Origin of the sequence: Caballeronia sp. AZ1_KS37 (genome assembly GCF_023631165.1) — a bacterium.
GTDB lineage: Bacteria > Pseudomonadota > Gammaproteobacteria > Burkholderiales > Burkholderiaceae > Caballeronia > Caballeronia zhejiangensis.
In genome coordinates this window covers 31,566-56,896 of record NZ_JALQDP010000028.1, presented here as the reverse complement: position 1 = coordinate 56,896, position 25,331 = coordinate 31,566, and the positions used below count along the sequence as shown (strand labels likewise).

General features: G+C 64.0%; 11 protein-coding genes. 9 read left to right on the top strand and 2 right to left on the bottom strand.

Annotated elements, in window-relative coordinates:
- Positions 1 to 23 precede the first annotated feature (23 nt).
- From NCS00_RS14855 to treY, 9 genes are all read left to right on the top strand, one after another.
- Entirely contained in the window at positions 24 to 680 is a 657-nt protein-coding gene (locus NCS00_RS14855) for a DUF1345 domain-containing protein (RefSeq protein WP_008354009.1), read from the top strand.
- 307 nt (positions 681 to 987) lie between these two features.
- The gene (glgA, locus tag NCS00_RS14850) at positions 988 to 2,637 is read left to right on the top strand and encodes a glycogen synthase GlgA (protein WP_250435462.1); all 1,650 of its coding nucleotides are present in this window, start codon (positions 988 to 990) and stop codon (positions 2,635 to 2,637) included.
- A gap of 335 nt (positions 2,638 to 2,972) precedes the next feature.
- The gene (locus NCS00_RS14845) at positions 2,973 to 6,374 is read left to right on the top strand and encodes a maltotransferase domain-containing protein (RefSeq protein WP_250440383.1); all 3,402 of its coding nucleotides are present in this window, start codon (positions 2,973 to 2,975) and stop codon (positions 6,372 to 6,374) included.
- A gap of 31 nt (positions 6,375 to 6,405) precedes the next feature.
- On the top strand, positions 6,406 to 9,816 hold the full coding sequence (treS, locus tag NCS00_RS14840; RefSeq protein ID WP_051079077.1) for a maltose alpha-D-glucosyltransferase: 3,411 nt from the start codon (positions 6,406 to 6,408) through the stop codon (positions 9,814 to 9,816).
- The gene (glgB, locus tag NCS00_RS14835) at positions 9,803 to 12,028 is read left to right on the top strand and encodes a 1,4-alpha-glucan branching protein GlgB (RefSeq protein ID WP_250440381.1); all 2,226 of its coding nucleotides are present in this window, start codon (positions 9,803 to 9,805) and stop codon (positions 12,026 to 12,028) included. Before treS ends, glgB begins: the two co-directional genes overlap by 14 nt.
- A 170-nt stretch (positions 12,029 to 12,198) precedes the next feature.
- Positions 12,199 to 14,424 (top strand): glycogen debranching protein GlgX, encoded by a 2,226-nt coding sequence (glgX, locus tag NCS00_RS14830; protein WP_250440380.1) that lies wholly within the window; start codon positions 12,199 to 12,201, stop codon positions 14,422 to 14,424.
- A 46-nt stretch (positions 14,425 to 14,470) separates the two neighbouring features.
- On the top strand, positions 14,471 to 16,369 hold the full coding sequence (gene treZ, locus NCS00_RS14825; protein WP_250440379.1) for a malto-oligosyltrehalose trehalohydrolase: 1,899 nt from the start codon (positions 14,471 to 14,473) through the stop codon (positions 16,367 to 16,369).
- Entirely contained in the window at positions 16,366 to 18,573 is a 2,208-nt protein-coding gene (gene malQ / locus NCS00_RS14820; protein ID WP_250440378.1) for a 4-alpha-glucanotransferase, read from the top strand. The genes treZ and malQ overlap by 4 nt, the downstream gene beginning before the upstream one ends.
- The gene (gene treY, locus NCS00_RS14815) at positions 18,570 to 21,515 is read left to right on the top strand and encodes a malto-oligosyltrehalose synthase (protein WP_250440377.1); all 2,946 of its coding nucleotides are present in this window, start codon (positions 18,570 to 18,572) and stop codon (positions 21,513 to 21,515) included. The genes malQ and treY overlap by 4 nt, the downstream gene beginning before the upstream one ends.
- 744 nt (positions 21,516 to 22,259) lie before the next feature.
- On the opposite strand, the gene NCS00_RS14810 is transcribed toward treY, so the two are convergent.
- On the bottom strand, positions 22,260 to 23,624 hold the full coding sequence (locus NCS00_RS14810) for a hemolysin family protein (protein ID WP_008354020.1): 1,365 nt from the start codon (positions 23,622 to 23,624) through the stop codon (positions 22,260 to 22,262).
- A gap of 60 nt (positions 23,625 to 23,684) precedes the next feature.
- Positions 23,685 to 24,806 carry a sensor histidine kinase gene (locus NCS00_RS14805; protein ID WP_250440376.1) on the bottom strand — a complete coding sequence of 374 codons (1,122 nt, stop codon included), beginning with the start codon at positions 24,804 to 24,806 and terminating at the stop codon, positions 23,685 to 23,687.
- Positions 24,807 to 25,331 lie beyond the last annotated feature (525 nt).

The window sequence follows — 25,331 nt, the reverse complement described above, 5'->3', positions numbered from 1 at the left end:
GCCTCACATGCGGACAAAACGAAATGAAGCCGATCTTCCCGCCCGTACTGCGCAACCGGCCGCGCGCGCTGATCGGCCTGGCTGTTGGTTGCGTCGCCGCCGCTTTGGTTCCGGCGCACGTGCGGCCGACGGCGCGCGCGCTGATCGGCTGGGACTCGGCCGTGTGGCTCTACCTCGCGCTCATCTGGGTGAAGATGGCGTCCGCGCGCCAGAGCGACGTGCAGGAACTCGCCGAGCGCGAAGACGAAAACGCCGCGACCGTGCTGATGGTCGTGAGCGTCGCGGCGATTGCGAGCATCGTGGCGATCGTCGTCGAGCTGTCGACCGCGAAGCACATGGGCGCCGGCGCGGTGCTGCATTACGTGCTCACCGGCGCGACGATGCTCGGCGCATGGTTCCTGATCCCGACGATGTTCACGCTCCACTACGCGCGGCACTACTATCAGTCGCCGGACAACGATACCGCGCTGAGATTTCCCGACCGTCATCTGAAGCCGGGTTACTGGGACTTCCTCTACTTCTCCTTCACGATCGCGGTCGCGTCGCAGACCGCCGATATCGCGCTTGCATCGACGTCGGCGCGCCGCACGGCGCTCGCGCAATCGGTGCTGTCGTTCTTCTTCAATCTCGCGGTGCTCGGGCTTTCGATCAACATCGCCGCGAGCATGGTCGGCGGCTGAAACGACGCTGTCACGCGCGCGCCATAAGCTCGACGAACGGCTCATCGAACGCGCCGTGTAAAAACGCGGCGCGCGCCGCAGTCAGTTTTACACGCGGCACGTTCGTGCCTTTCTTGCTCTGCGGGACGTGGGCGCCGGCGGTCTCGTCGTGCCATAGGCGGAAATGAACGTGCCGCAGCGCACACACGCCCCCGCTCGGTGGCACAGCGATTGCTGCATTGCGCCAGCCCAATCAGAAGAAACCCGGATCAGCACTCGCTCGCGCGGCCTCGCGCTCGTGCGTTCCGCATGCACAGGAGAGCCCATTTTGCCTTTGAACGTTCTGCTGGTCGCCTCCGAAGCCGTCCCGCTCGCCAAGACCGGCGGACTCGGCGATATGGTCAGCGCCTATGCTGCCGCGCTGCGCGAAGCCGGCGTCGATGCCACCATCCTGCTTCCCGCCTATCCGAACGCCATTGCCCAAGCCGAAGGCCTGAGCAAGATCGGCACGCTCACCGGCCTGCCCGGCGGCAACGCGGCGCTGCTGCGCGGCCGCATGCCCGATACCGGCGTGCCGGTTCTGCTGCTGCGCTGCGACACGCTCTACGCGCGCGACGGGCTTTATCAGGACGAACAGGGCCGCGACTATCAGGACAACGCGCTTCGCTTCGCGACGCTTTCCGCCGCCGCGGTGCGGATCGCGCAAGGCGTGCGCGGCGTGAAGAAGCCGGACATCGTTCATGCACACGACTGGCACACGGGCCTGACGCCGCTTCTGATGAAGCACGCGGACGTGCACGCAAAGAGCGTATTCACGATCCACAATCTCGCATTCCAGGGCAACTACGCGCTCTCGCTTGGTGCGTCGCTCGGCGTGCCGGAAAAGTGGCTCGTGCATGCGTTGAGCGACCCGAAGAGCATCGAGTTCTATGGCGCATTGAGTCTGATGAAAGCGGGCATCGTCCACGCCGATCGCGTAACGACCGTCTCCGAAACTTACGCGCGCGAAATTCTCACGCCGCGCTTCGGTCATCTGATGGAAGGCGTGCTGCAAAGCTGCGCCGACAAGCTGTCGGGCGTCGTGAACGGCATCGACGAAGAAACGTGGAATCCCGCCGCCGATCCGCTCATCGAACGCACCTATTCCTTCGACGATATGCGCGGCAAGCACGCGTGCAAGCGCGCGCTGCAACGCATGTTCGGCTTGCCCGTCGATCCGTTCGCGCCGCTGATGGCGATCGGCAGCCGCATGACCGGTCAGAAACTCGCCGATGTCGTGCTCGATGCGCTGCCGCGTCTGCTCGCGCGACATCCGCGTCTGCAGCTCGCCGTGATCGGCAAGGGCGAGGCGCATATCGAAGCCGGTTTCAGGAAGCTCGCGCAGGAATGGCCGGATCGCGTGGGCGTGCATATCGGATACGACGAACGGCGCGCCCATGCCCTGCACGCCGGCGCGGACATCCTTCTGCACGGCAGCCGCTTCGAGCCGTGTGGCCTCACGCAGATGTATGCGATGCGCTACGGCACGCTGCCGGTCGCATCGCGCGTGGGCGGCCTCGCCGACACGATCGTCGATGCGGCGCAAAACGAACTGCACGGCATGCGCGACGTGCTCCGTCCATCGGCGTGGCTGCGCGACGGCACGCATGATCTGCCTGTCGCGCCGGTCCCCGCGCCGCGCTCCTCGCACGCGCCTACCGGCTTTCTCTTCGATGGCGAACGCGCGGACGATATCGTCTACGCCGCGAGCCGCGCGCTCGACGCCTACATGCGTCCGCAAGTGTGGCGCGCGTTGCAGCGCAACGCGATGTCCTGCGATTTCGGATGGAACGAAGCCGTGACGACGATGGTCGCACTGTACGTCGGCCTGAGCGGCGCGCGTCCGAGCCGCACCGCATTGCGTGCGCGCCGCGTGGCCGATGTCATGCCGACGCCCGCACGGGCACAGGACGCGCATTCGATGGCGCGCACCGCGTGAGCGTGCCGGCGGCAGTTGCTCCATAGTAACGACCAGGGTTCGAACCGGGCGCGGCACGCAACGTGCTGTCCCGCCCGTGCATGAGCCCGAAGGAAATCACTTGGGGACCGTGGCGCCCACCGTGATGCAAGAAGGCATTCGATGCACGGTGCATCGCGACAACGCGGCCAGGCAGGCGTCGAAATCCGGCGCCAAGGTGTAATCTGAGTTCCGCCTGAGAGTTCGCGTGATTCGTGACGCGCGGACCAGCTCTTCAGCCAGTTTGGCCCGTGAGCGTGATCGCGATTGATGCCCGCATCCCCGCCACCGCAGGACGACTCTGGAAAAGACGAACGATGGAAAACCATCAAGCTCCTCATGCGTACGCGCCGCGTATCTACTTCATCGATCCCCTGCTCGTCGGCCCGCTCGCGAACTGGCCCGCCCAGTTCGAGCACGCGGCAGGGCTCGGCTTCGATCACGTCCTGATCGGCTCGCCGTTCACGCCCGGCAGCAACGGGCATCGCGAGGCGGTCGCCGATCATCATCGGCTGCATTCCGTCTTCGAATCCGATGGGAGCGCATCCGACGGCCTGCGCCAGCTCGCCGACGCCGCGAAAAAGCACAAGCTCACGCTGCTCGTCGATATCGTGATCGACCGCGTGAGCGCCGAAGGCGGGCTTTATCAGGACAACAAGCACTGGTTTCAGCCGTTCGAAAGCGCGGATGCGCGCCTCGATCCGCGCAAGCCGCCGCGTCAGCGCGACGTCGCGTGGGCGAATTTCGCCGATGGCGAGGCCGCGCATCATCTGACCGAATGGTGGGCGCGCGAGCTGAACCTGCTCGCCGATGCGGGCGTGGGCGGGTTTCGCTTCGATGCGCCGGACGCGGTGCCCGCGCATGTGTGGCGCAGGCTCGGCGCGGCGGTGCGCGAAAAGCATCCGGAGACGCGCTGGCTCGCGTGGACCGTCGGCGTCACGCGGCATGATCTGCACGGTCTCGCCGACGCCGGTTTCGACGCCGTGTTCGCATCGACGCGCTGGTGGGACTTCAAGAGCGCGTGGCTCTTCGACGAGCACGCGGCGCTGTCGCGCATCGCACCGCCCATCGCGTTTCCGGAAGATCCGTTCGGCGCGCGGCTCATCAGCGATCTCGCCGATACGAGCGACACCGCGCTCGTCGAACGCGCCTACACGCGCGCGCTCGACACCGCCGCCGCGCTCGGCACCGGCATCATGGTGCCGATGGGCTTCGAATACGGCGTCGCCCTGCCGATGTCGCCGCAATACGGCATCGCGGCGGAATACGAGCGTGCGAAGAGCGAGAAGCGCATCGATCTCACCGCGCGCATCCGGCGTGCGAACGAGTTGCAGCGCAACGTCGGCACGCTCGCGAGCGTCGGCGAACTGCGCGCGCTGACGGGGGCGGGCACGCCCTACGCGGCGCTGATTCGCGCGGATGGCGGCGATCTGCGCCATAGCAGCGACGCCGTGCTCGCCGTCATCAATCCCGATCTCGTCGCGCCCGTGCACGTCGATACGTTGCATCTGCTCGAATCGGTGCCGGGCAACTACACGCGCTTCGCGCTGATCGACGACACGATGGGCAAGCCCGAGCGCCTCGCACCCTTCACGCTCAAGGCGGGCGAAGTGCGCCTGTATCGCGCGGAAGCCGAGCCGTTCATCCTGCTCGCGCAGCCGCAAGTGAAGCGCGGCGCGAAGGCCGCCGACAAGAAGTCCGTCGCCGAGGCGATCGCCGCGCCGCGCGTGTCGATCGAGAGCGTGACGCCTTCGGTCGATCACGGACGCTTTCCGGCGAAGCGCATCGTCGGCGAGGCGGTGGAGATTCAGGCAGCGATCTTCGCGGAAGGCCACGACAAAATCGCCGCCGCCGTGCAATGGCGCGCCGCCGATGAAACCGAGTGGCACGAAGCGCCGATGACCGCCGTGCAGCCCGCCGGCCTCGATCTGTGGAGCACGCGCATTCCGCTCGAACGCGTGGGCCGCCATGAATTCGTCGTGATGGCGTGGCGCGACGATTACGCGTCGCTCGTCGATCACATGCAGAAGAAGCTGAAGGCCGGTCAGACGGTGGAGCTCGAAGTCGAGGAAGCGAAGCATCTGTTCGCGCTGATCCTCGCCGAAGTCAAAACCTCCGACGATGCCGACAGCGACAGCGCGCCGCTCGAAGCGATCGTCAAGGAATTCACGAAGGCCGACGACGCGCGCAAGCTCGAACTCGTGCTCGCGAGCGCGACCGCGAAAGCCGTTGCAGCGGCGCGGCATCGTCCGTTCCTGTCGCGCGATCCGGTCGTGTACCGCATCGATTCGGAACGCGCCGCCGCGCGCTTCGCGAGCTGGTACGAGATCTTCCCGCGTTCCATGAGCGACGACGTGAATCGTCACGGCACGTTCATCGACGTGATCGGCAAGCTGCCGCGCATCCGCGAGATGGGCTTCGACGTGCTGTACTTTCCGCCGATCCATCCGATCGGCGTCGCGAACCGCAAGGGCAAGAACAACTCGCTGACCGCGCAGCCGGGCGATGTCGGCAGCCCATATGCGATCGGCGGCAAGGAAGGCGGCCACGACGCGCTGCATCCCGAACTCGGCAATCTCGACGACTTCAAGCGCATGCTCGAAGCCGCGCACGAACACGGGCTCGAGATCGCGCTCGACTTCGCGGTGCAATGCTCGCCGGATCATCCGTGGCTCAAGGAGCATCCGACGTGGTTCGCATGGCGTCCCGACGGCACGCTGCGTTATGCGGAAAATCCGCCGAAGAAGTATCAGGACATCGTGAATCCGGACTTCTACGCGCAGGACGCGAAACCCGATCTGTGGCTCGCGTTGCGCGACGTGTTCCTGCACTGGATCGCGGCGGGCGTGCGAATCTTCCGCGTCGACAATCCGCATACGAAGCCCTTCCCGTTCTGGGAATGGGTGATCGGCGACGTGCGCGCGCGCCATCCCGATGTCATCTTCCTCGCCGAAGCGTTCACGCGGCCGCGCGTGATGAACCGTCTCGCGAAGCTCGGCTTCTCGCAGTCGTACACGTACTTCACCTGGCGCGAGAGCAAGCGCGATTTTCTCGAGTACATGCACGATCTCACGCAGACCGATGCGAAGGAATTCTTCCGCCCGAACTTCTTCGTGAACACGCCGGATATCAATCCGCGCTTCCTGCAAAGCTCCGGACGGCCGGGCTTCGTGATTCGCGCGGCGCTGGCGGCCACGCTATCCGGATTGTGGGGCGTGTATAGCGGCTTCGAGCTGTGCGAATCGGCGGCGCTGCCGAACAGCGAGGAGTATCTCGACTCCGAGAAGTACGAACTGAAGGCGTGGGACTGGAACCGGCCCGGCAACATCGTCACGGAAATCACCGCGCTCAATCGCATCCGCCGCGCGAATCCCGCGTTGCAGACGCATTTGGGCGTCAACTTCCTGCCCGCGCATAACGATCACATCCTGTTCTTCGAAAAGGCGAACGCATCGCGCGACAACGTCGTGCTCGTCGCGATCAACCTCGATCCGTTCAACGAGCAAGGCGCGGATATCGAACTGCCTTGGCAGACGCTCGAACGCTGGGGCGTGCATGAGTGGGACGCGATCGCGGTCGAGGATCAGGTGACGGGCGAGCAATTCGAATGGCGCGGACGGCGCCAGCATGTGCGGCTCAATCCGCATTCGCTGCCATTCGCGATCTGGCGCATATCGCCGACATGGGGTTTGCCGAAGCCGCAGCCTGACGCAGCGTGATTCATCGACGTACGAAAGCACACCAAGAACATTGGAGCGAAACGTGGATACAAGGGTGAAGCGCAACAAGAAGGCGTCGATTCTCAACGACGATCCGCTTTGGTACAAGGACGCGATCATCTATCAGGTTCACATCAAGTCTTTCTTCGATGCGAACAACGACGGCATCGGCGATTTTCCCGGCCTGCTCGCGAAGCTCGACTACATCGCGGAGCTGGGCGTCGATGCGATCTGGCTGCTGCCGTTCTATCCGTCGCCGCGCCGCGACGACGGCTACGACATCGCCGACTATCGCAACGTGCATCCGGACTACGGCACGATCGCGGACGTCAAGCGCTTCATTCAGGAAGCGCACGCGCGCGGCATACGCGTAATCACCGAACTGGTCATCAATCACACGTCGGATCAGCATCCGTGGTTTCAGCGCGCGCGTCATGCGAAGCCGGGATCGAATCATCGCAACTACTACGTGTGGTCCGACACGGACAAGAAGTACGAAGAGACGCGCATCATCTTCATCGACTCGGAACCTTCGAACTGGACGCACGATCCGGTCGCGGGCCAGTATTACTGGCATCGCTTCTACGCGCATCAGCCCGACCTGAACTTCGATAACCCGGCGGTCATCAAGGAAGTGCTCTCCGTGATGCGCTTCTGGCTCGACATGGGCATCGACGGGCTGCGGCTGGACGCGGTGCCGTATCTCGTCGAGCGCGAAGGCACGAACAACGAGAATCTGCCCGAGACGCACCAGATCCTCAAAAAGATTCGCGCCACCATCGACGCGGAGTATCCGAACCGCATGCTGCTCGCGGAAGCGAATCAGTGGCCGGAAGACGTGAAGGAATACTTCGGCGACGAAGACGAATGCCACATGGCGTTCCACTTCCCGCTGATGCCGCGCATCTATATGTCGATCGCGAGCGAGGATCGCTTCCCGATCACGGACATCATGCGGCAGACGCCGGACCTCGCCGAAACCAATCAATGGGCGATCTTCCTGCGCAATCACGATGAACTCACGCTCGAAATGGTCACCGACTCCGAGCGCGACTACTTGTGGAACACATACGCGAGCGATCGCCGCGCGCGCCTGAACCTCGGCATTCGCCGCCGTCTCGCGCCGCTGATGGAACGCGACCGGCGCCGCATCGAGCTCATCAATTCGCTGCTGCTGTCGATGCCCGGCACGCCCGTGATCTATTACGGCGACGAGCTCGGCATGGGCGACAACATCCACTTGGGCGATCGCGACGGCGTGCGCACGCCGATGCAATGGTCGTCCGACCGCAACGGCGGTTTCTCGCGCGCCGATCCCGAGCAACTCGTGCTGCCGCCCGTGATGGGCTCGCTCTACGGCTATGACGCGGTGAACGTCGAATCGCAAAGCCGCGATCCGCATTCGCTGCTGAACTGGACGCGCAAGATGCTCGCGGTGCGCCGCTCGAAGCATGCGTTCGGCCGCGGCACGATCCGCTTCTTGCGGCCCGCGAATCGCAAGATCCTCGCGTATCTGCGCGAACTCGAAGGCGAGCCGCCGATCCTGTGCGTCGCGAATCTTTCGCGTGCGCCGCAAGCGGTGGAGCTGGATCTGTCGGAATTCGACGGCTCCGTGCCGCTCGAAATGACCGCCGATTCGCCGTTCCCGGCTATCGGCAAGCTCACGTATCTGCTCACGTTCCCGCCCTACGGCTTCCTGTGGTTCCAGCTTTGCCCGGGCAACATGCGGCCCGCGTGGGCGCAGGCGCCGTCCGAGCAATTGCCCGAGTTCGTCACGATGGTGATTCGCGCCGGCCAGACCGGCCCGACGCCGGAAAACGTGCGGCTGCTCGAATCGGAAGTGCTGCCGAACTATCTGAGCAAGCGCCGCTGGTTCGCATCGAAGGATCAGAAGCTGCATGCGGTGCGCCTCGCCGCGCTGACCACGATCGAAGGCGCGGGCTTCGCGTTCACCGAGATCGAAGCCGATGTCGGCGATCATTGCGAGCGCTACGTGTTGCCGCTGTCGATCGCGTGGGGCACGGAGACGACGTCGCCGCTCTACATGCAGCTCGCGCTCGCGCGCGTGCGGCGCAACCGCAACATCGGGCATCTGACCGATGCGTTCTCGGTGCCGCAATTCACCTATGGCGTGATCCGCAAGCTCAAGGAGCGCGCGGTCGTGCCGACGGTGCAAAAGAGCGAGATCCGCTTCATTCCGACCGAGCTCTTCGACACGCTCAATCTCTATCCCGCCGATCCGCCCGAGATCCGCTGGCTCGCCGCCGAACAGAGCAACAGCTCGCTCGTGATCGGCGACAAGATCGTGCTCAAGCTCGTGCGTCGCGTCGTGGGCGGCATTCACCCCGAAGCGGAAATGAGCCGCTATCTGACGCAACTCGGCTACGCGAACACCGGCCCGCTCTACGGCGAAGTCGTGCGCGTCGATCCGCAGGGCGTGCCGCATACGCTCATCATCCTGCAGGGTTACATCGACAATCAGGGCGATGCGTGGAACTACGCGCTCGACTATCTGCGCCGCACCGTCGATGAGCTCGCGGTCGCGGTCGAATCCGAAGAGCACGCGCAGGAACGCGACGCGCAGGCGGAAGGTTTAGCGGGCTACGGCAACATCGCGGGCATCATCGGCAAGCGGCTGGGCGAACTGCACGTCGCGCTCGCATCACCGACGGAAGACGAAGCGTTCTCGCCGCAGCGCGCATCGGCCGAGGACGTCGAGGGCTGGATCGACGGCACGCTGAAGCTGCTCGAATCGGCGCTCGACATCCTCGCGCAGAAGATCGGCGAATTCAACGAGCACGACCGTTTCCTCGCGCAAAGTCTGCTCGACCGGCGTGAACTGCTCGTCGATACGGTCAAGAAGCTCGTCGCGCCCGATGCCGATGCGTTGTGCATCCGCATCCACGGCGATTTCCACCTGGGCCAGGTGCTGATGGCGCAAGGCGATGCGTATCTCATCGACTTCGAAGGCGAGCCCGCGCGCCCGCTCGACGAACGCCGCAAAAAGACGAGTCCGCTGCGCGACGTCGCGGGCCTGTTGCGTTCGCTGTCGTATGCGAGCGCGGCAGCGCAATCGACGACGGAAAACGCGCCCGCGCAGACGGCGGATCGCAAGCGGGCGCTGTTCGAACGCCTGCGCGCGTTCGCCGAGGAGAGCTTTTTGCGGGAGTACACCGGGGCGATCGCCACGTCGCCCGAAACGATCGCGGCCGAAGACGTGTTTCAGCCGTTGCTCGATCTTTTCCTGATCGAGAAGGCCGCTTACGAAATCCGCTACGAAGCAGCGAACCGGCCGACCTGGATCGGCCTTCCGTTGCGGGGTCTCGCGTCGCTCGCGAGCCGCCTGCTGGGAGATACGGGCGAGCCGCCCGCTCCGGGCACGCGACCCGTATTCGGAGCCAACAAGGACAATCCGGATGGAACTCACCATGAACACTCGTAGCGATCCGGCGGATACCAGGAACCCCGCGCACGGCCTCAATCCGCTCGATATCGACGCACTCGTCGAGGCCCGGCATCCCGATGCCTTCTCGATGCTCGGCCTGCACGAAACCGATCTGGGGCACGTCGTGCGCGTGTTCCTGCCGGGCGCATCGTCAGTAAGCGTCGCGGATGCGGGCAACGGCGAGCATCTCGGCTCGCTCGCGCGCGTCCACGATGCGGGGCTTTACGCGGGCTTCGTCACGAGGCCGGCGGCGTATCGCCTGAAGATCGACTGGCACGGCACGCCGCAGGAAACGCACGACACGTATTCGTTCGGCCCTGTGCTCAGCGACGAATGGCTCCACCGTCTCTCGCAAGCCGATCCGTATGCGGTGCTCGAATGCCTCGGCTCGCGGCCCATCACGCATGGCGGCGTCGCGGGCGTGCGCTTCGCGGTGTGGGCGCCGAATGCTCGGCGCGTCTCGGTGGTCGGCGACTTCAACACATGGGATGGGCGGCGCCATCCGATGCGCCTGCGTCACAACGCAGGCGTGTGGGAGCTGTTCATTCCGGGCATCGGCGCGGGCACGCGTTACAAGTACGAGATCGTCACGCGCGACGGTCATACGCTGCCGCTCAAGGCCGATCCGTGCGCGATGCAGAGCGAGAAGCCGCCGTCGACGGCATCGGTCGTCGCGGATGCCGATGCGATCGATCATTACGCATGGACCGACGCCGAGTGGATGAACACGCGCGGCGGCAAGCAGACGCCGCAATCGCCGATCACCATATACGAGGCGCATGCCGAGTCGTGGCTGCGCGTGCCGGAGGAAGACAATCGCGGCATGAACTGGCACGAGCTGGCCGAGCGTCTGATTCCGTATGCGAAGGGCATGGGCTTCACGCACCTCGAATTCATGCCGATCGCGGAGCATCCGTTCGGCGGTTCGTGGGGTTATCAGCCGCTCGGGCAGTTCGCGCCGTCCGCGCGCTTCGGCACGCCAGAGCAGTTCGCGGAGTTCGTGAATCGCGCGCACGAGGCGGGGCTCGGCGTCATCATCGACTGGGTGCCGGCGCATTTTCCGAACGACGCGCACGGTCTCGTGCAGTTCGACGGCACGCCTTTGTACGAGCACGCGGACCCGCGCGAGGGTTATCACCAGGACTGGAACACGATGATCTACAACCTCGGCCGCAACGAGGTGAGCGCGTTCCTGATCGCATCGGGGCTGGCGTGGCTGAAGCGCTATCACGTCGATGGCTTGCGTGTCGATGCGGTTGCGTCGATGCTGTATCGCGACTATTCGCGCAAGGCCGGCGAGTGGGTGCCGAACATTTACGGCGGGCGAGAGAATCTCGAATCGATTGCGTTCCTGAAGCGGCTGAATCATGAAGTGCGGCAGATTCCGGGCGCGATCACGGTTGCGGAGGAATCGACTGCATGGCCGGGCGTGACGGCAAATGTCGAGAGCGGCGGACTCGGCTTCGACTTCAAGTGGAACATGGGCTGGATGCACGACACGCTGCACTACATGCAGGAAGATCCGGTGTATCGGCAGTATCACCATCATCTGTACACGTTCGGGATGGTGTATGCGTATTCCGAGCGCTTCGTCTTGCCTTTGTCGCACGATGAAGTCGTGCATGGCAAGGGGTCTTTGATCAACAAGATGCCGGGCGACCGGTGGCAGAAGTTCGCCAATCTGCGCGCTTACTTCGGCTTCATGTGGACGCATCCGGGCAAGAAGCTGTTGTTCATGGGCGGCGAGTTCGGCCAGTTCGCGGAGTTCAATCACGATGAATCGCCGCATTGGCATCTGCTCGATGATTCGATGCATGGCGGGTTGCAGAAGCTCGTGCGCGATCTGAATCATCTCTATACGAGCGAGCCGGCGTTGCACAAGCTGGATAGCGATTCGCGCGGCTTCGAATGGCTCGTCGGGGATGACAACGCGAATAGCGTTTATGCGTATCGGCGTACGGATGCCGAAGGGCGCGATCTCGTCGTGGTGTGCAATATGACGCCGGTGCCTCGTCTGGCTTATCGGATCGGGTTGCCGCGGCGCGGGCGGTGGAGCGAAGTGTTCAACTCCGATGCTTCCATTTATGGCGGGTCGAATATGGGGAATGGCGGGGTGATTCATACGGATGACTATCCGAGTCATGGGAGGGAGCAGTCGGCGGCGTTGACATTACCGCCGTTGGCAACCATCGTGTTGCGGGCCGATTGATGGTTTTTTTTCGCCGGATCCCGTAATCGCGTCGGTCTATCAGCGTTGCCCCGCACAGGGGCAGTGCTGATAGACCACTAAGAAACCGGGATTCCATAGAAGCGCAAGCAATACGAAGAGCAAGAGCAGGAAACAGCAAAGGCAGAAAAACCCCAAAAGGATGCGCCAACATGGCAAATGCACTCCCCGACAAGTTGCTCCCGGGCGCGCCCTACCCGCTCGGAGCCAACTGGGACGGTCTGGGCGTCAACTTCGCGGTGTTCTCATCGAATGCTCATCGCATCGAGGTATGTCTCTTCGACAGCACCGGCCGCAAGGAACTGATGCGCTTCGACCTGCCCGAGTGCACCGACGAAATCTGGCACGGCTATCTCCCCGGCGCGCACCCCGGCACCGTCTACGGCTTTCGCGCGCATGGCCCGTATCAGCCGCAGCAAGGTCATCGCTTCAATCCCCACAAGCTGCTGCTCGATCCCTACGCGAAAAAGCTCGTCGGCCCCTGGCGATGGTCCGACGCCCTCTTCGGCTATCGCGTGCATTCGAATCGCCTCGACATGTCGATGGATCGCCGCGACTCCGCACCCGCGATGCCCAAATGCATCGTCACCGACGACGCCTTCGACTGGTCGCGCGACGTGCGCCCCGACACGCCCTGGGGCGAAACCATCGTCTACGAAACGCACGTGCGCGGTGCATCGATGATGCGCCACGACATCCGCCAGCACGAACGCGGCACCTTCGCCGCGCTATCGTCGCCTTGGTTCATCGAGCACTTGCAGAAGCTCGGCATCACCGCCGTCGAATTTCTTCCGGTGCACGCGTTTCTCAACGACCGCTTTCTCGTCGAACGCAGTCTCAGGAATTACTGGGGCTACAACACCGCCGCGTTCTTCGCGCCCGAGCCTTCCTATCTGTCGACGCATCGGCTCAACGAAATGCGTATCGCCGTACGTCAACTGCACGCGGCGGGCATCGAAGTGATTCTCGACGTCGTCTATAACCACACTTGCGAAGGCAACGAACTCGGCCCGACCGTCTCGTGGCGCGGACTCGACAACGCAAGCTACTACCGCCTCATTCCCGGCGACGAACGTCACTACATCAACGAAACCGGCTGCGGCAATACGGTGAATCTGTCGCATCCGCGCGTCTTGCAGATGGTGATGGACTCGCTGCGCTACTGGTGCACGGCGTTCAACATCGACGGCTTCCGCTTCGATCTCGGCGTCACGCTCGGCCGCGAAGGCCACGGCTTCGATCCCGGCTCGGGCTTCTTCGATGCCGTGCGCCAGGATCCCGTTCTCTCCACGCGCAAGCTCATCTCCGAGCCGTGGGATATCGGGCCGGACGGCTATCAGGTCGGCAATCATCCGCCGGGATTCGCGGAATGGAACGACAAGTATCGCGATGGCGTCCGGCGTTTCTGGCGCGGCGATGCCGGCATGCGCCCCGATCTCGCCGCGCGTCTCACCGGCTCGGCGGAACTTTTCAACCGGCGCTTCAGGAAACCATGGGCGTCGGTGAACTTCGTCGCGTCGCACGACGGCTTCACGCTTGCGGACGTCACCGCGTATTCGCACAAGCACAACGAAGCGAATCAGGAAGGCAACAACGACGGCCACAACGAGAATTGCAGCGCGAACTGGGGCATCGAAGGTCCGACCGACGATCCCGCGATTCTCGAAGTGCGCGCGCGTCTCGCCCGCTCGATGATCGCGACGACGCTGCTCTCGCTCGGCACGCCGATGCTTCTCGGCGGCGACGAATTCGGCCGCACGCAGCAGGGCAACAACAATGCCTATTGCCAGGACAACGAGATTTCGTGGATCGACTGGGACGCGGCGCAAAGGCCCGCCGGCGTCGAGATGACGGAGTTCGTCGCGAAAGTTATTGCACTGCGCAAAAACTACCCGGTGTTGCGCGAAACGCGCTTCCTTTACGGCGACCGCGAAGTGCTGCCGGGACTCTACGATGTCAGTTGGTTCGATGAACGCGGCAACGCGCTCGCGATCGAAGCATGGCAGGACCCGGAAGGCCGCGCGCTCACGCTGCGGCGCGCGGGCCCGGGCGTCGACGGTGAAATCGACGTGCTGCTGCTCATGTTCAATGCATCGTCGCAAACGCTCGTGTTCACACCGCCCGCGCCGCACTTGGAATGGAACGTGCTCCTGGATAGCGCGGAGCCCGATTCGGTGACGCGGCCTCTCGTCGGCAACGAGTTGGAAGTGGCCGCGCACAGCGTCGTGGTGATGCTGGCCGAGCCGACCGGCGATGCCGACTGGCAAGCGGTCTGGATGGCGGGCGCGCATCAGGGGCCGCGTCTTCTGACGGCATTGCCGCCCGATCCGGGCACGATGCCCTCGCATCGCGATTCCGAGATCGATTCGCCTCACTGACGCACAACCCATACGCAGTCCACCGCAGCATTAGAGGCAGGAAATCATGTCCGAACGTCCGATCGATCCGCACAAGCATCAATATGCGTATTGCCTTCCTTTCGGCGCTCATCTAACGGGCGCCGCACGCGACAATCCGCGCACGCGCTTTCGTTTCTGGGCGCCATCGCGCGATGCCGTGCAAGTGGAAATCCTGCGCGCGGGCGGCACGCCCGAACGCGTCGACATGCAGCCGACCGGCGACGGTTGGTTCGAAGCCGAAGCCGATGGCGGCGCGGGCACGCTGTATCGCTATCGGCTCGACGAGGACCTCGCCGTGCCCGATCCCGCCTCGCGCTATCAGCCGCAGGACGTGCATGGACCGAGCGAAGTCATCGACCCGCGCGCGTATCGATGGACGCACACGAACTGGCACGGCCGGCCGTGGGAAGAAACCGTGCTTTACGAACTGCACGTCGGCGCGATGGGCGGTTTCGCGGGCGTCACCGCGCGCCTGCCCGAACTCGCGCAACTCGGCGTGACGGCCATCGAGCTGATGCCGCTCAACGATTTCTCCGGCACGCGCAACTGGGGCTACGACGGCGTGTTGCCCTACGCGCCTGACTCGGCGTATGGCCGTCCCGAAGATCTGAAGAGGCTCGTCGACACCGCGCACGGTCTCGGCCTGATGGTCTTTCTCGATGTCGTCTATAACCACTTCGGACCAGACGGCAATTATCTGCACGCGTATGCGAAAACCTTCTTCCGCGAAGGCGTGAACACGCCGTGGGGCCCGGCGATCGACTTCGAGCGCCCGCAAGTGCGCGACTTTTTCTTCGACAATGCCCTGTACTGGCTCAACGAATATCGTTTCGATGGCCTGCGCCTCGACGCGGTGCACGCGATCAACGATGACGAATGGCTGCGCGAACTGGCGCATCGCATCCGCAGTTCCGTCGAGGCGGGGCGTCATGTGCATCTCGTGCTCGAGAACGAGCACAACACGGCGAATCTGCTGGAAACGCATTTCGACGCGCAATGGAACGACGACGCGCACAACACGCTGCACGTTCTGCTGACCGGCGAGGACGAGAGCTACTACGGCGCGTATTCCGACAAGCCGATCGAAAAGCTCGCGCGCATTCTCAGCGAAGGCTTCGCGTATCAGGGCGATCCGTCGCCGATTCATGACGGCAAGCCGCGCGGCGAACCGAGCGCGCATCTGCCGCCCACGCGCTTCGTCGCGTTCCTGCAGAACCACGATCAGATCGGCAATCGCGCGATGGGCGATCGCCTGCGCGCATTGACCGACGACGAATCGCTCTTCGCCGCAACGGGCCTTCTGCTGCTTTCGCCGCAGATTCCGCTGCTTTTCATGGAAGAGCAATACGGATCGAGGCAGCCGTTCCTCTTCTTCACCGACTATCACGATCAACTCGCCGATGCGGTGCGCGAAGGCCGTCGCAAGGAATTCGCGAAGTTCTCCGCATTCACCGACGAAAAGCGCCGCGCGCAGATTCCCGATCCGAACGACGAGAAAACGTTCGACATGTCCTCGCCGAAGATCAGCGACAAGCAGGACGAAGAAGACCGGCTCGAATGGCTGCACTTCTATCGATCGGCGTTGACGGTGCGCGCGAAGCTCATCACGCCGCGTCTGAAGGGCGCCAAAGCGCTCGGCGCGGACGTGCTCGGCGACAAGGCGCTCGTCGCGCGCTGGAAGCTCGGCGACGGCGAAACGCTCTCCATCGCGCTCAATCTCGGCGACGCGGCTGTCGCGCTCGACAAGCAGCCGCCGGGCAAGATCATCTTCGAGACGCCGGCGCGCGCGCAGGATCGCGTGCGTAACGGCGAACTCGGCGCCCGCACGTTCATCGCGTGGATCACCGGCGAAGTGAACGAATATGCGATTGCGCACGACGCGCGCCGCTTCGAACCGGCATCCGCGGAAGGAAAAGTCTCGTGAACGCCGCCGCGACGAAAACGACCCAGACGGGCGCCACGCGTTCCGTGAGCAGCATCGAGGCGCTCGCGGAGCGCGCGGGCTTCGAGATCGAATGGCAGGACGCGCACAAGAACACGCAGCGCGTGCCTGAAACGACGCTGCGCATTCTGCTCGAAAAGCTCGGCCTGCCGTGTGGCAACGCCGCGCAGATCAAGCAGAGCATGAACGCCGTCGATGCCGAAATGAGCGGCCGCAAGCTGCCGCCGCTCATCACGGCCGAAGTGGATCGCGGCATCGCGCTGCCGGTGTCGGCGGCGAAACAGGGCGCGCGCTATCGCATCGAACTCGAAAGCGGCGAAGTGATCGACGGGCGCTTCACGTCGCCGAAGGGCGAGACCGCGCTGCTCTCGCCGATCGCGGAGCCGGGCTATCACACGCTCGTCATCAACGACCATCGCACGACGCTCGCGGTCGCGCCCGCGCGCTGCTACACCATCGACGATGCGTGGCGCACGCTGCACGAAGATGCGGCGAAGGCGCCGCCGCTGTGGGGCGTCGCGGCGCAAGTGTATGGCTTGCGGCGTGACGGCGACGGCGGCATCGGCGATTTCACCGCGCTCGCATCGCTCGCGACGCAAACTGCGAAGCGCGGCGGACATGCCGTCGCGATCAGCCCGATGCACGCGATGTTCAGCGCCGAGCCGAACAAGTTCAGCCCGTATTCGCCGTCGTCGCGGCTCTTTCTCAACATCGCGCACGTCGATCCTGCCGCGGTGCTCGGTGCGCCTGCCGCGCGCGCCGCGATCGACAAAGCGGGCGTCGCGAAGGAACTCGCCGAACTCGAAGGACTGACGCTGATCGACTGGCCGCGCGCATCGAACGCGCGCCTCGCGATTCTGCGCGCCCTCTTCGACGCGTTTTCCGAAGATCGCGATTCGCCCTTCGCGAAAGACTTCGCCGCATTCGTCGAGGAAGGCGGACGTCCGCTCGAAGACCACGCGCGCTTCGAAGCGCTGCAGGCCGCGCAGATCGCGCAAAACGGCGAAGGTCACTGGCGCAACTGGCCCGAAGCGTTGCGCGATCCGCGCAGCGACGCGGTGACGGAATTCGCCGATGCGCATCGCCGCGAGGTCGATTTTTATCTCTTCACGCAATGGCTTGCCGCGAAGGGACTCCTGCACGCGCAACACGCCGCGCGCGATGCGGGCATGGCGGTCGGGCTCGTCGCGGATCTCGCCGTCGGTTGCGACAGCGCGGGCAGCCACGCATGGTCGTATCGCGATGAAATGCTCACGGGCGTGTCGGTCGGCGCGCCGCCGGATCTATTCAACCAGGCCGGGCAATCGTGGGGACTCACGACGTTCTCGCCGCGCGCGATGCGTACGCAAGGCTTCGCCGCGTTCATCGACATGCTGCGTTGCGCGTTCAAATGCGCGGGCGGCATCCGCATCGATCACATACTCGGCTTGCGCCGGCTGTGGCTCGTGCCCGAAGGCGAAAGCGCGAAGGACGGCGCGTATCTGCGCTATCCGCTCGAGGACATGCTGCGGCTGATCGCGCTCGAATCGTGGCGGCATCGCGCGATCGTCGTCGGCGAGGATCTCGGCACCGTGCCGCCCGGCTTTACCGAGCGCTTGCAGGAGCACGGCTTGCTTGGCATTCGTGTGCTGTGGTTCGAGCGCGAAGTGGACGGGCCGGGTTTCAAACCGCCGCGCGAATGGGACAGCGGCGTCACCGCGACGACGACGACGCACGATCTGCCGACCGTCACCGGATGGTGGCGCGGCGAGGACATCGTGTGGCGCTCGAAGATCGGCCAGACGATGGCGCGCGCCGATGGCCGCGATGCCGTCGAAGCCGCGCTCGAGGAACGCGGCGAAGATCGCGCGCATCTGTGGCGCGCGTTTCAGGACGCGGGCATCGCACCGGATGACGTGGAGGCGCCCGATATCGACAATGCGCCCGTCGATGAGGCGCTCGCCTTCGTCGCCGCGACGCCCGCGCCGCTCGTCACCTATCCGCTCGAAGATTTGCTCGCGCTCGTGGAGCAGCCGAATCTGCCCGGCTCCATCGACGAGCATCCGAACTGGAGAAGGCGCATCACGCGGCCCGTCGACGAACTGTTTCTCGACGATGCCTTCGCCGATCGCCTGCTCGCCGTCGATGCCGCGCGCAAGCGTTCCGCGCAACCGAACGAACCCAAATCGAAACCCGAATCACCATGACCGTACCGCGTTCCACGCTCAGGCTTCAGCTTCACAAGGGCTTCACTTTCGACGATGCCGCCGCGCTCGTGGACTACTTCGCGCTGCTCGGCGTGAGTCACGCGTACGTCTCGCCGATCACGACCGCGACCGCCGGCTCCACGCACGGCTACGACGTCGTGGACTACACGGCGGTCAATCCCGAACTGGGCGGCGAGGACGGCCTGCGGCGCTTCGTCGAGAAGCTGCGCGCGCACGAGATGGGACTGATCGTCGATATCGTGCCGAATCACATGGGCGTGGGCGGCTCGGAGAACGCGTGGTGGCAGGACATCCTCGAATGGGGACGGCACGCCGCGCATGCGCGCTTTTTCGACGTCGACTGGCATTCGCCCGATCCCGCCTTGCGCGGCAAGGTGCTCGCGCCGTTTCTCGGCGCGTCTTACGGCGACGAGTTGCAGGGCGGCAAGATCAAGCTCGCGTATCGCGCGGATGAAGGGCGCTTCGTCATTGAGTATTACTCGAACGTGTTTCCAGTCTGTCCGGTCGATTACCCCGCCGTGTTCCAGGAAGCGCCCGAGCTCGCGCAACGCTTCGTCGGCCTGACGACGCAGCCCGCCGATCAGCCGCGCGCCGCCGATGCGCGCACCGCGCTCATCACCATCGCGCAGACGGAAGGCGGCCAGGCCGCGATCGAGGCGATTCTCGCGGCGCATTCGCCGGATACGTCGGCGGGTCGCGACCGGCTGCATCGGCTGCTGGAGCGCCAGCATTATCGGCTGGCATGGTGGCGCACCGCCGCGGACGAAGTGAACTGGCGGCGTTTCTTCGATGTGAGCACGCTCGGCGGCGTGCGCGTCGAGCGGCCTGAAGTGTTCGAGGCATCGCATGCGCTCGTGTTCCGGCTCTTCACCGAAGGCCTGATCGATGGTGTGCGCGTCGATCACGTCGATGGTCTCGCCGAACCGCGCGAGTATTGCCAGCGCCTGCGCGCGCGGCTCGAAGAGTTGGCGGCGGAACGGCCCGAGGCGTTGCGGCATGGCAATGGGCGCACGTATTTCGTCGTCGAAAAGATTCTTGCGCGCGGCGAGCCGTTGCGCCGCGACTGGCAGGTCGATGGCACGACCGGTTACGACTTCATGAACGATGTCGGCGCGCTGCTGCACGATCCGGCGGGCGCGGAGCCGCTTGCCGCGCTTTGGGCCGAGATCACGGGCAAGAGCGCATGCTTCGCCGACGAAGCGCTCGCCGCGCGCCGCAAGATCCTCGCGGAGAATCTTGCGGCGGAACTGGATCGCGTGACGCGCGCGCTGCATCGCATTGCACGCGATGCGCAGACCACGCGCGATTTCACATTCACGTCGATACGGCGCGCGGTCGCGGAACTCGTCGTGCAGTTTCCGGTGTATCGCATCTATCCCGTGGGCGGCGTGCGCAGCCCCGATGACGAGCACTTTTTCGCGCAGGCGCTCGAAGCCGCGCGCGCGGTGCTCGCGCGTGCGGACCATGTGGTGCTGGATCAGGTCGCGCAATGGCTCGGCGGCAAGCTGCCCGATGAACTGCCGCAGCCCGAGCGTGGCGAACGCAACGACCGTCCCGAACGCGGCCGGGATCGCGCGGCGGAGCGCAATCGCGAACGTGAGCGCGATCGCAATCAGGCGCAGGCGGGGCCGAATCCCCCGTCGTCGAGCGGCTCGCAGCGTCGCGCGGCGCAGACGCTGTTCTCGCAGCTGACATCGCCCGTGGCGGCGAAGGCGGTCGAGGATACGGCGTGTTATCGCTACGGACGGCTGATTTCGCGCAACGAAGTGGGCGCCGATCCGGGCGAGTTCGCGTTGTCCGTCGATGCGTTTCACGCGGGCAATCGCGAACGCCTCGATGCGTTTCCGCACGCGATGCTTTGCACGGCGACGCACGATCACAAGCGTGGCGAGGACGTGCGCGCGCGCATCGCTGCATTGAGCGAAATTCCCGACGAATGGGCCGCGACGCTCAGGCAATGGTCGACATTGAACACACCATTGCGACGCGGCCCGAGCGGCGGACATGGCGAAACCACCGGTATCGACGACTGGGCGCCGGGGCCGGCGGCGGAAGCGATGCTGTATCAGACGCTCGTCGGATGCTGGCCGACCACACTCGCGCCCGATGACGAAGCGGGCGTTCGCGAACTCGCCGAACGTGTCGCCGGATGGCAACTGAAGGCGCTGCGCGAGTCGAAGACGCGCACGAGCTGGTTTGCACCCGACGAAGCGTATGAGAACGCGTGCAGGGACTTTCTGTTCGATATCGTCGCGCCGCAGCGCCGCGATGGCTTTCTGCGTGAGTTATCGGCGTTCATCACGCGGCTCGGACCGCTCGGCGCGATCAACAGCTTTCAGCAAACGCTTTTGCGGCTCACGTCGCCGGGCGTGCCGGACCTTTATCAGGGCACGGAGTTGTGGGATTTCAGTCTTGTCGATCCGGACAATCGTCGGCCTGTCGATTATGAGTTGCGTCGCAAGTGGCTTCTCGAGATCGAAGAGCAAGGGCCGCCTTCGGAGCAATTGGCGAACTGGCGCGATGGGCGCGTCAAGCTTGCAATCGTGCGGCGAGCTTTGGCATTGCGCAAGCATTGCGAGTCGTTGTTTGCGCAGGGCGAGTATTTGCCGCTCGAGGTCGAGGGCGAGCATGCGGGGCGCGTGATTGCGTATGCGCGGCATGCGGGGAGCGCGTTTGCTGTCGTTGTTGCGACGCGGCTTGCAGCGCCGCTGCTGGACGTCGGGCGCGACGTGCCGCTTGTCGAGGCCGAGCGTTGGGGCGATACCGCCATCGTGTTGCCAGAAGCGCTGCATTCAAGGGCTTTGTTTGACTGGCTCAGTCCTAATGCGCCTAAAGCCGATGGGGCGAGGTTGTTTTTGCGCGATGCGCTTGGGGTTATGCCGGTGGCTTTGCTTGTTGAGGAAGGGGTGCCTAAGGCTTAGGTTTCTGCTTTTCGCTTTCGCTTTCGCTTGTTGCTTTCGCTTTTTCTTTTGCTTTCGCTCTTGCTTTCGCTTGTCGCCGGATCCCGGTTTCGCGTCGGTCTATTAGCACTGCCCCTGTGCGGGGCGGCACTCACTTTCTTTGCTGCTGCAAAGAAAGTAAGCAAAGAAAGCAGCTCGTTAAGCCCGCGGTCACACGCAATTTGGGTAGTCCTCTCGTCACAGGCGGCACTCGCCTAAAGAGTGCCCTCATCACAATAACGGGGCTTGGATCGCGCGCGGTCCGCCGCCCAATAACTTCGAGCGCGCTGGTTCAGCACGAAATAGCTTCGGCACAGCGCTACGCGCTGCCGCCAGGTATGCAAGGGAAACCAACGTGCGGCACTTGCGGTGAGATGGAGACGTTAGTAGAGAAGCACATGCATCCCCGATTGACCCATCGGCCGCGAAGCGGGCTGGAGCCATTTGGTGCTGAACCAGTTTGTTGTGTGGTGCGATGTGACAGACCGTGCGCGAGCCAAGCCCGATGGGGCCTATGAGGGCACTCTTTAGGCAGCCCACGATGGACGAGAGGACTACCCAAATTGCGTGTGACCGCGGGCGTATCGGAAGCTGCTTTCTTTGCTTACTTTCTTTGCAGCAGCAAAGAAAGTGAGTGCCGCCCCGCACAGGGGCAGTGCTAATAGACCGACACGACAACGGGATCCGGCGAAATCACTAGCGAAAGCGAAGAAAACCCCAAAAAGGTCATTCCGCTTCCTCAAGCGCCTCCTCCCGCGGATACACCCGAACCAGCACAATCCTCGGCCCCTTCATCTTCTTCACCACGATATCGAACCGATCGAACTCCACCCGCTGCCCTTCACTGGGCAAATCGCCCAAAGCATTGATTACGAGCCCGCCAACCGACTCCGCGCGTCCTTCATCGATATCGATCCCCAACGCGCGCTCGAGCGAAACAACCGGCAAGCTGCCCTTGCCCATCAACGTGCCGTCATCCATGCGCGACCAATCGGCATCGCCCTGACGAAACTCGTCGTGAATCTGCCCCACGAGCGCGCCAAGCAGGTTATCGAGCGTGATGAAACCGATAGGCTTCGCGCCCTTGCGCCCAACGATCGCCAGATGCGGCGCGCCCTTGCGAAAGCGCCGAAACAACTCGAGCGCCGACAGATTCGGCGCAACGTACTGCACCGGCCGCACATGACGCGAAAGCTTGTCGATCTTCCCGACCGCATCCTTCGAAAAGTTGAAGTGGATGCCACGCGCGCCGCCATCGCCTGAAAGCAGAAGGTCCTTCAGATGGATCATGCCGATCACGCGCTCGCCCGACGCATCGGCGAAAAGCGGATAGCGCGAGAAACGATGCCGCGCGATCACGGCGAGGTTGTCGCGCATCGGCAGATCATTGCGCAAGCCGACCAGCTCGTGCGCCGGACGCATCAGATCCGACACCGTCATGCGGCTGAAATCGAGCGAATGCGCGATCGTATTCCACTCGTCCTCGTTATACGAGGAGCCGCCGCCATGACGGCGCCCGCGCAGGATCAGCTTGAGCTCGTCCGTGGAGTAATGCGCGTCGTGACCATGTTCGGCCGAAATGCCGAAAAGACGCAGCACGAAGTTCGCGCTCGTATTCAGCACCCAGATGAACGGATACATCAGCCAGTAAAAGCCATATAGCGGCGTGGCAAGCCACAGGCCCACCTGTTCCGCGCGACGGATGGCCCACGACTTCGGCGCCAGTTCGCCAACGACGATATGCAGGAACGAAATGACGGAGAACGCGAAGAAGAGCGAGATCGAGTCGATCAGCTTCTCCGACTCGACGCCGAGCAGTGCAAAGAGCGGATGAAGCAGCGCCGCGAACGCGGGCTCACCGATCCAGCCGAGTCCGAGCGATGCCAGCGTGATGCCGAGCTGACATGCGGAAAGATAAGCGTCGAGCTGCCCGTGCACCTTTGCGAGCAGTCGGCCAGGCAAGCCATTAGTGCGTGCCAACGCCTTGACGCGCGTGGCCCGCAGCTTGACGAGCCCGAACTCCGCCGCGACGAAGAAACCATTCAACGCGACGAGCAACAATGCGCCGATCAGCGCGACAACCTGAGCCAAAGCAACTCTCTTCGAAAGTGGAAAGCGTCAGTATATGGGTGACAGCTGATCGAAAGTCAATTACATGCCCGCGACCGGCACGCGCACCGATAACGTCACTTCGGCGTTGTCGGCGATATCGCTGTGCTCGAACGCGCCGCCATGCGCCTCCGACACGCGCTTGCACAATGCGAGGCCCCATGCGATGCGTCCGCCTTCGCGCGGCTCGAGCGCCTGACGCCGCGCGAACGCTTCTAACACATGCGGTGAGGCCGTATCGCCGAGCGCCTGTGCCGATGCCGTGAATTGCACGTCCGTGCGCCACATGCTGCCCTCGACGTTGCTCGACACACGCACCGTCGCGCCCGCGGGACTCGCTTCGGCGGCGAACGCGAGCATGAGCCAGAGCGTCTGCAACAGACGTTCGGCATCGCCTTCGACTTGTTCTTCCGCGAGCGGCGAATCGATGTCGATCGTCACGTCACGTGCGCGCGCGACGCCGGCACGCGCGAGCGCCGCGCTCTTTTCCAGAAGTGGTCGCAACGCGACCGGCGCGAGCGCGACCTGTAGCGCCTTGGTCTCGGCGCGCGTCGTATCGACCGATTGCTCGATGAGCTTCACCTGTTGCTCGACGCCCGAGCGAATGCCCGCGAGCGCGCGCTGCGCGGCGGCATCGTTGGCGTCGACCTTGCGCTCCAGCACATAACCCCAGCTATGAATTGCGTTGAGCGGGCCGCGCAAATCGTGCGATACGACCGACAGCACATGATCGCGCATGAAAAGCGCAGCCTCGGCTCGCAGATGCGCGATGCGATCCTTTGCGCTGGGCTCGCCGTCCGGCGCGTTCGCCGGCGATACGATCAGCGTCACGCAATCCGGGCCCGGCAGCGCGATGATCGAGAAGGCGCGCGGCGCGTCGTCTTCGCCGAAGCTCACATGCGCGCGACGCGTGCCGTTGCCTGCGAGCGCGGCATCGGCAGCCTCGGCGAGCACCGCAGTGAGCGGACGCGGCAACGGCGTCTCGGCGAGTGCGCGGCCGTTCAGCGCGGCGGGATCAAGATCGAAGAGATGAGCGAGAACGGAGTCGGCGGAGAGGCATCGCTGGGCGGCGTCGAGCACCAGCACGCCGTCGTTTCCTGCGACGGCCGCATCGAAGGACTTGTCGCCTTCGGGTTCGACCGTACTGGAAAATGACGTTGTCACGGTTGTGGATCCTTGGTGTATCGGTGTTGCGGTTGATGTCGCGGAAGCTGGATGCGTAGTGGCAGTGCGCGTATTGGCCTGACGAACGAGGACGCGCGAGAAACCTTGCAAGTCATTATATGTGAGCGCCTACCACGCCTGCGGCAGCGGTGCGCAACGCGCTCCGCTGCGCCGCTCGCAGCAATTCGCGTGCACGACCGATTCGGCATCATGCGCATGCGTTTTCATTCGACGCTCGCACAAGATGCTATCGGCGAACTATTGCGACACGTCATGTGTCGGAAGGGAAGGCCACGTGGTTCACGCGCCTTTCGCTTACCAGCACTTCGCGAAAATTTCAATCGAACGATCGCATCCGATCATCGTGTTACGTGTGCAAACCCACTGACAAATACGGGTTTTCCTTGTTAAATAGCTTCTGTCGCACAGACAGCGCACTCTCCGGAAGTGTACGACGGTCCGGAACCGGCGCATTTCGTTCAACTTCAGCGCGCTTGATGCCAGGCCAAGGCACAAGTGCGCAGA